The organism is Streptococcus sp. HMSC076H09 (assembly GCF_001811765.1).
Lineage (GTDB): Bacteria > Bacillota > Bacilli > Lactobacillales > Streptococcaceae > Streptococcus > Streptococcus agalactiae.
In genome coordinates, this window is sequence record NZ_KV806614.1 from 531143 (window position 1) to 538808 (window position 7666).

8 protein-coding genes, 1 tRNA gene and 1 pseudogene are annotated in these 7666 nt (G+C 36.4%); 3 read left to right on the top strand and 7 right to left on the bottom strand.

Going from position 1 to position 7666, the window contains the following annotated elements:
• Positions 1-65: 65 nt before the first annotated feature.
• From HMPREF2818_RS09590 to HMPREF2818_RS09610, 5 genes are all read right to left on the bottom strand, one after another.
• Positions 66-2717: a valine--tRNA ligase gene (locus HMPREF2818_RS09590; RefSeq protein ID WP_000032196.1), complete on the bottom strand. Its 2652-nt coding sequence runs from the start codon at positions 2715-2717 to the stop codon at positions 66-68.
• Positions 2718-2738: 21 nt separating this feature from the next.
• Complete coding sequence (locus HMPREF2818_RS09595; protein WP_000997620.1) at positions 2739-3431, bottom strand: hypothetical protein; 693 nt, start codon at positions 3429-3431, stop codon at positions 2739-2741.
• Entirely contained in the window at positions 3428-4006 is a 579-nt protein-coding gene (locus HMPREF2818_RS09600; protein WP_001166197.1) for a GNAT family N-acetyltransferase, read from the bottom strand. Before HMPREF2818_RS09600 ends, HMPREF2818_RS09595 begins: the two co-directional genes overlap by 4 nt.
• Positions 4007-4274: 268 nt before the next feature.
• Positions 4275-4586, bottom strand: coding sequence for a helix-hairpin-helix domain-containing protein (locus HMPREF2818_RS09605; protein WP_001119105.1), 312 nt, complete (start codon positions 4584-4586; stop codon positions 4275-4277).
• A gap of 108 nt (positions 4587-4694) precedes the next feature.
• Positions 4695-4949 (bottom strand): DUF1912 family protein, encoded by a 255-nt coding sequence (locus HMPREF2818_RS09610; protein WP_000119699.1) that lies wholly within the window; start codon positions 4947-4949, stop codon positions 4695-4697.
• A gap of 310 nt (positions 4950-5259) precedes the next feature.
• On the opposite strand from HMPREF2818_RS09610, the pseudogene HMPREF2818_RS10440 reads away from it, so the two are divergent.
• The 3 genes and pseudogenes from HMPREF2818_RS10440 to HMPREF2818_RS09620 all read left to right on the top strand — a co-directional run.
• A pseudogene (locus HMPREF2818_RS10440) lies at positions 5260-5923 on the top strand (class I SAM-dependent methyltransferase); the annotation flags it as partial.
• On the top strand, positions 5900-6094 hold the full coding sequence (locus tag HMPREF2818_RS10415) for a cupin domain-containing protein (protein ID WP_223876857.1): 195 nt from the start codon (positions 5900-5902) through the stop codon (positions 6092-6094). The pseudogene HMPREF2818_RS10440 and the gene HMPREF2818_RS10415, both read left to right, overlap by 24 nt.
• Positions 6095-6164: 70 nt before the next feature.
• Positions 6165-6235 (top strand) — tRNA-Thr (locus HMPREF2818_RS09620).
• A gap of 135 nt (positions 6236-6370) precedes the next feature.
• On the opposite strand, the gene HMPREF2818_RS10445 is transcribed toward HMPREF2818_RS09620, so the two are convergent.
• Positions 6371-6508: a tyrosine-type recombinase/integrase gene (locus HMPREF2818_RS10445; protein ID WP_001867531.1), complete on the bottom strand. Its 138-nt coding sequence runs from the start codon at positions 6506-6508 to the stop codon at positions 6371-6373.
• Between the two features lie 919 nt (positions 6509-7427).
• The coding region (locus HMPREF2818_RS09630) for an LPXTG cell wall anchor domain-containing protein (RefSeq protein ID WP_025197246.1) at positions 7428-7666 on the bottom strand (239 nt) is incomplete at its 5' end.

The following is a 7666-nucleotide window of genomic DNA, read 5'->3' on the forward strand; positions in this document are numbered from 1 at the left end:
AGAGCCCTGTCGCTTAGACTGACGTTCTAGCGGTAGGGCCCTATGGAAGTAGTGAATGATTTTTATTATTTCACCAACTTCTTCATTTCTTCAATACGTGCTATGGTTGCGTCGTATTTAGTTTGGTAGTCGGTCTGTTTATCTTTTTCTTTTTGGACGACTTCAGGTTTGGCGTTGGCTACGAAGCGTTCGTTGCTGAGTTTTTTGCCTACCATGTCCAGTTCTTTCTGCCATTTGGCTAGTTCTTTTTCAAGTCGTGCTAACTCTTCTTCTACGTTGAGGAGGTCAGCAAGTGGGAGGAAGATTTCAGCTCCTGTGATGACTGATGACATGGCAAGTTCTGGTGTGGCAATAGCTGAGCTGATTTCAAGTGTTTCTGGGTTTGTGAAACGTTTGATGTAGTTACTATTGTCTTTGAAGAAGCTTTCGAGTTCGCTGTCACTTGTCTTAACCAAGATAGTGATTGGTTTAGATGGAGCAACATTGACCTCTGCTCGGCTATTACGCACGGAACGAATAAAGTCCTTCAAGCTTTCAACTCCCTTGTGGGCAGCAGCATTTTCAAAGGCTGGGTTAACCGTAGGGTAAGCAGCTGTTACGATTGAGCTATCTGCATACTGACCAAAGATTTCTTCTGTCACGAATGGCATGATTGGGTGGAGAAGGCGCAAAATCTTGTCCAAAGTGTAAAGAAGAACAGAACGTGTAACAACTTTCTCATCTTCATTGTCACTATAAAGAACCTCTTTTGTTAACTCAACGTACCAATTAGCAAATTCTTCCCAGATAAAGTTGTAAAGGATGTGACCAGCAACACCAAATTCAAACTTGTCAAAGCTTTCAGTAACTTTATCCACAGTCTCATTTAAATTGTGGAGAATCCAACGGTCTGTTACATTTCCAACTTGACTATTAACAACTTTTTCCACATTTTCTCTGGCTTGATCCAACGTTAAACCTTCGTTATTCATAAGGATATAGCGTGAAATGTTCCAAATCTTATTAATGAAATTCCACGAAGCATCCATTTTTTCGTATGAAAAACGTACATCTTGACCAGGGGCTGAACCATTTGAGAGGAACCAACGAAGGGCATCCGCACCATATTTCTCAATGACATCCATCGGATCAATCCCATTGCCAAGTGATTTAGACATTTTACGTCCTTCTTCATCACGGATGAGTCCATGAATAAGAACATTTGAGAATGGTTGGCGTCCTGTAAATTCAAGAGATTGGAAAATCATGCGCGATACCCAGAAGAAGATGATATCGTATCCAGTTACCAAGGTTGACGTTGGGAAGTAGCGTTTGAAGTCAGCTGCTTCGGTGTCTGGCCATCCCATTGTTGAAAACGGCCATAAAGCAGAACTAAACCATGTGTCTAGAACGTCTTCATCCTGTGTCCATCCGTCACCCTCTGGAGCTTCTTCTCCAACATACATCTCACCATTGACGTTGTACCATGCAGGAATTTGGTGTCCCCACCATAATTGACGAGAGATAACCCAGTCATGGACATTTTCCATCCAGCTCATAAAAGTATCGTTAAATCGTGGTGGATAAAACTCTACCTTGTCTTCTGTATCTTGGTTGGCAATGGCATTCTTAGCCAATTGATCCATCTTGACGAACCATTGAGTAGATAAACGTGGTTCAACCACAACGCCTGTTCGTTCTGAATGACCAACAGAATGAGTCATTTTTTCAATTTTTACTAAGTTTCCTAACGATTCTAATTTAGCGACTACTGCCTTACGAGCTTCGAAACGATCCATACCATTAAATTCATCCGCAAGTTCATTCATAGTCCCATCATCGTTCATAACGTTAACTTGTGGTAAGTTGTGGCGTTGACCTACAGCAAAGTCATTAGGGTCGTGAGCCGGCGTAATCTTAACCACACCTGTTCCAAATTCTGGATCAGCGTGTTCATCAGCGATGATTGGAATAGGTTTATTGATGATAGGAAGGATAACATTTTGACCAATCAAATCTTTGTAACGTGGATCTTCTGGATTTACCGCTACAGCCACATCTCCAAACATAGTCTCAGGACGAGTTGTTGCTACTTCTAGGGCGCGTGAGCCATCTTCCAGCAGATAATTCATATGATAGAAAGCACCCTCAACATCCTTGTGAATAACTTCAATATCTGAAAGGGCTGTGCGAGCTGCTGGATCCCAGTTAATGATGAACTCCCCACGATAGATCCAACCTTTATTGTACAAATCAACAAAGACTTTTCTTACCGCTTTTGAAAGTCCCTCATCAAGGGTAAAACGCTCACGGCTATAATCAACCGAAAGACCCATTTTTCCCCACTGAGATTTAATAGTTGCTGCATACTCGTCTTTCCATTCCCAAACTTTATCTAGGAATTTTTCACGACCAAGATCATAACGTGAAATGCCTTGCTCACGAAGGCGCTCCTCAACCTTAGCTTGAGTGGCTATACCAGCGTGGTCCATACCTGGAAGCCATAGTGTATCAAAGCCCTGCATACGCTTTTGACGAATAATGATATCTTGTAGAGTTGTATCCCAAGCGTGACCCAAGTGCAATTTACCCGTAACGTTTGGTGGTGGAATCACGATAGAATAAGGCTTAGCCTCAGTATCCCCTGATGGCTTGAAAACATCTTGGTCAAGCCAAGTTTGATAACGGCCTGCCTCAACCTCGGCAGGATTGTATTTTGGTGACAGTTCTTTTGACATATAGTGTCCTTTCTAATTCTCTTATTTAATCAAGGTTGGCTCATAAGTTACTGATTTCAGATTTATTCCCCTTACTAAAAAATTATCATAACCGAATTCAAATTTTTGTTCATAAGTTCTGCCTGATGAATCACAAAATTTAATTTTAAACTCTATACAATGATTCTGATTCTCTGTCTGTTCTAGTGCAGTTGTACTCAAAAATATAGAATCATTTGGAATAGCAAAAGTCTCACTAAAATAATCATATATAGCATGTGTCTGTTTAGTAGGTATTGTTCTAAAATACATTGGATTTCCATCTTGGTCGGAGTCAATAGGATTGGTCATAATCTTTGTAGCTGTGCCTCTCCCTACATTTGTCAGACATATTCTAGCAATCAATTTTCCTCCTTCAACGTAAGTACTTGATTTAGTTTTGCTAAATTCAAAATAGGGTTTGAAATTTTCTTGACTTTCAAAATTAAACTGCAATTCACTCACTTTTTGTTGATACTCTGCAAACTTTTTTTGAAAACTCTGAAATTCTTTTAACTCATCTTGAGCTAGTCTGTTAAATTCATCCTGTTCAGCTTGTCGAATATCATCTTGTTTGTTTCTTTTTAATTGGGCTAACCATGAAAAAAATCCAAACACTAAAGTTAGACAAAGTGATACAAAAGCAACTTTATCATCATTATATAGTGTAATTAACCAATTAAAAAAATCATTCATTTTCTCCCCTCCCACTCACTCCTCAGCAAACCATATATCAAATTGACACAGCGATTGCCTTGATTATCCTTACGATCACGGATGGTTGCTTCAAGGGTGAAGCCTAGTTTTTCTGCCACGCGCCGGCTTTGCTTATTGTAATCATAGCAGCGGATTTCGATTTTGTGGAGATTGAGGAGGGTAAAACCGACTTCAATCAAAGCGGCGACAGCTTCTGTCATGTAGCCATGACCCCAGTAGTCAGGATGAAGCAGATAGCAAATCTCGAAAACATCGTCTTCATGGCGATGGTTAAAGGCGCAAGATCCGATAATCCGATCACTTCCTTTAACGGTAATACCATAACCAGATGGTAATTTTGCCTTTTCCAGATTTTGATAGTAGCGATTTTCAAAATAATCGTACTCATCTTCTAAAGAAGCTATTGGGCTGAGTCCTGCTGGATAGGCAACCTCTTCCAAGCAAACGTAATCAAACATGGCTGGGACATCCCCCACCGTTCGCTGACGCAAGATAAGCCGATCCGTTTCTAGTTTTGGTAATGCTTTGCCATCGAAATCTTCTAGAATCTGCATATACTTCAATCTCCTCACTCCTAAATACAAAAAATCCCTGTCAATTCTGACAGGGACGAATTTCGTATTACGATTTCCGCGGTACCACCCAAATTCGGATAATAACATCCGCAACTCGTTTTGTTTCAATTATTGGACTTAGCAACAAGCTTTGACATTTGTGCGGATTTCTCAGTATGACCGCTTCCTGTGACAAATGGGATTTCAAAACACCTCTAAGTTAATTTTATTCTAGCAAAATAAGACTACTTTCGCAAGGTGAATCAAATCATTTTGCAAAAACAGCACCATTATCAACTAACTGTTTAATAGCTGCTGGACCAATACCTTTTAGTGCTAAAACATCTGCTTCACTTACTTTCGCAAACGCTTCAAGGCTGACAAGGCCAGCTTCTTTTAAAACATCTTGTTTATTAGCAGTTAAACCTTCTAAAAGATCGACTACCTTTGGCGCTTCAGGAGCCTTTTTTTTCGGTGATACGACTTCTTGTAAAGTTTGAGATAGTCGAACATCCTTCCAATTGATCCCTTTAGCTTTCAAAAGCTCTCTTTTTTTATTCGGTTTAATACGCTTTGCCATTGTATAATGCTTTCTCCTCATTTATGAAATCTATCATAGTATCTAAAAACTACTATAACAATGTATCATAGAAATGCCTATTTGACAAGCTTTCTAGCGATAAACCTTTTAATAATGACGTTGTCCAAAAAGACCATCAGGCAAATCATGGAAAGATTTTTGGTTATGATAGTTATTAAATTTCCCTTGCAAAAAGCGATAAGCGTCTAACTTACTCTCATAACGAATATACGCATCTGCTGCTCGCTCATCCTTATCTTCCTCTAAAACTTTCTTTGCACTGTCCATTGCCATTTGGTTGATACTTATTTGCGATTGTAACCACTCTTCAAAGTCTTTTAAAAATTCTTGTTCGTATGACATGATATTCCTCTTTTTTAGTTTTTTTCATTATAACATATAAATTAAATACTCAAAAAATCATTATATCAAAAATAAATTATGATTTTTCTGACAGATATAAAAACAACTAGTTTTATCTAAGGAAGACCTTTTGAGATGTATGGTTCTCTATGCCATTCTAGTTTTGGCATCACACCCCTAGTTAAAAGAAAACGCTCTCTAAAATTCATCACTTATACCATTCAATCACTATTACTCCTTGTTATCTTAGCATCTATGTGTTATAATTAAGAAAAAATGATATTACTATTAAAAGAAAGAGGTGATCTTATTGTCACATAAAGAAATTGGACATCAATTCTTAGCACGACTAGGAAAAAACGCTTAAGACCAGGAGGTGTCCAAGCAACGAATTGGCTTATCAAAAAAGGACACTTTAGTGCTGACAGTCGTGTTCTAGAAGTAGCTTGTAATCAATGTACCAGTGCCATCGATATCGCTAAAGCATTTTCCTGTCACATTACAGCGCTTGATCTAGATAGTAAAGTAATAGAAAAGGCCAAAGAAAATGTCAAAAAGGCCCAATTAGAAGAATTTATTGAAGTTATTCAGGGAAATGCACTCAGACTGCCCTTTCCTGATAATAGTTTATCGTTATCAACGAAGCAATGTTAACGATGCTTAACAATTCAGCTAAGGAGAAAGCCATAAAAGAGTACTTACGTGTCCTAAAACCTGGTGGACGTTTACTCACACATGATGTTTCTTATCAAGATGAAGACACTGCCAAGCTGATCGATCAACTTAGACATACTATGAATGTTAACGTTGCTCCTCTAAAAATAGATGATTGGCAAAATTTATTCTTACAAAATGGTTTTTAAAGTTCAGAATATCAATTTGGAAAAATAAGTCTTATGTCCCCGTTAGGAATGATTAAAGATGAAGGTTTATTCAATACCATTAAAATCATCAGCCGGGGACTGAAAAATGAACGATGCCCTCATCCAAAATTAATAAATGTTTTGGAAAGAAAACTTGAAATTATCCTTGGTGATCAGAAACATATCCTTGAAAAAGATAGCCTTATTAGCCTCTCTCCACAAGAAACACACCATTTAAGAGCTATTGAAAATAGTAAATTTCTCCAAATAGAATTAGACTAAAAAAACGACTATTTTTCTAAGTAAAGAAATACTTGATTTCGTCAAAATCTTATAGTATCATAGAAAAGTAGCCGCTATAGTTAAATGGTATAATAGAGCAATGGTAATGCTCAGTTCCGAGTTCAATTCTCGGTGGTGGCAGAAAATATATGAGTGAAACCTTATTATAATAGGGTTTCTTTTATTTTTGTTCTTAATTTGTTCTTGATAGTCATTTTAAAAACTACCTTTATTATTAAGAATTTTTAAAAGCTGATCATTTTCCTTTTCTTCCACTTACAGAAGCAAATGACCATATGTTTCTATTAATTGTTTGATATCTTTATGCCCCATTAATTTTGCAACTGCCCAAATATCTACTCCGTTAGCCAACAAATAACTTCTATAAGTATGTCTAGCACCTGTTGATGACATCTTAGATTCTATTTCTAATTTTCCAATGAGCTTGCCAAGAATTTGTTAACAGCATTATTTGATATCATACCAAACCTATAGTCATAAAAAATCAATTGATCTGTATTTTTTATATGCAAAGCTTTCAGCATTCTTTCTTGTTGAAATTTTAGTTCAAGCAATAACTCTTTTAAATCATGACTTACTGGAACTCTCCTTATTGAAGTCCTTGTTTTAGGCTTTGTAAAGTCCTTTTTTATTGAAGACTATCTTCGATATGTATAAATACTATTTCTTTCAAAATCAATATCATCCCAAGTTATTGCCATTGCTTCACCAAACCTAAAACCAGTTTGTAACATTGTGAAAAGAAAAAAGGGATTATTGAGTCTGAATAATTAGCTATTCTTTTTAAATATGCTAATAATTTTTGATAATCTTCAATACTTTTTAAATACTTATCTTCTGGCGACTTCTTATATGGTTTTTCAAAAATTTTAACTCCTTCTGTAAAATCTTCAATTAAAACCCCGTCCCTTTTTAAAAAAATTATAACCTTTAATTACTTGAAAAGACAAACAGTCATTTTAGAAAATTTTGCATCTAACCTTACATTTGATTACACCTAAAAATTTTAAATCATCAAAAGAGATCCTAGGATTAAAATCTTAGGCTCTAATGATACACTTCATTTACAAATTTCAACTAAATAATATCATTTCTTCAGTTTTATAGTAAGCGTCCAATAACAAGGTATATTGGACGCTTACACAAAATCAAAAGCCTATCGAAATTAATAATCTCGATAGGCTTTTTTCAAGAATTAATCTCGAAAAATTGAAACACTTTAATTAATTTTGTTGGAGAGAGATGCATAACTTTATTAATGTGTTCACACCAATAAATGGTGAAAAATTTAGTGACATTTTAGGTCAAAAGATTAATCCTCTTTTTTCTTAGAAACAGATAATAAACCAACTGATGATATAATTGTCAAAGCTGCAACATTAAAGAATGGAGTTGCATTCTCACCTGTTGCTGGTAGTTTATTTCCTTTACCGTTGACTTGCTGAGCTTTACCTGTTGGATCATATCTATCCTTATCTGGTGTTGGTGTCACATGGATAGTTACTGTTACAGTATCTTTTGTTCCATCTGGATAAGTTACATCAACCGTTA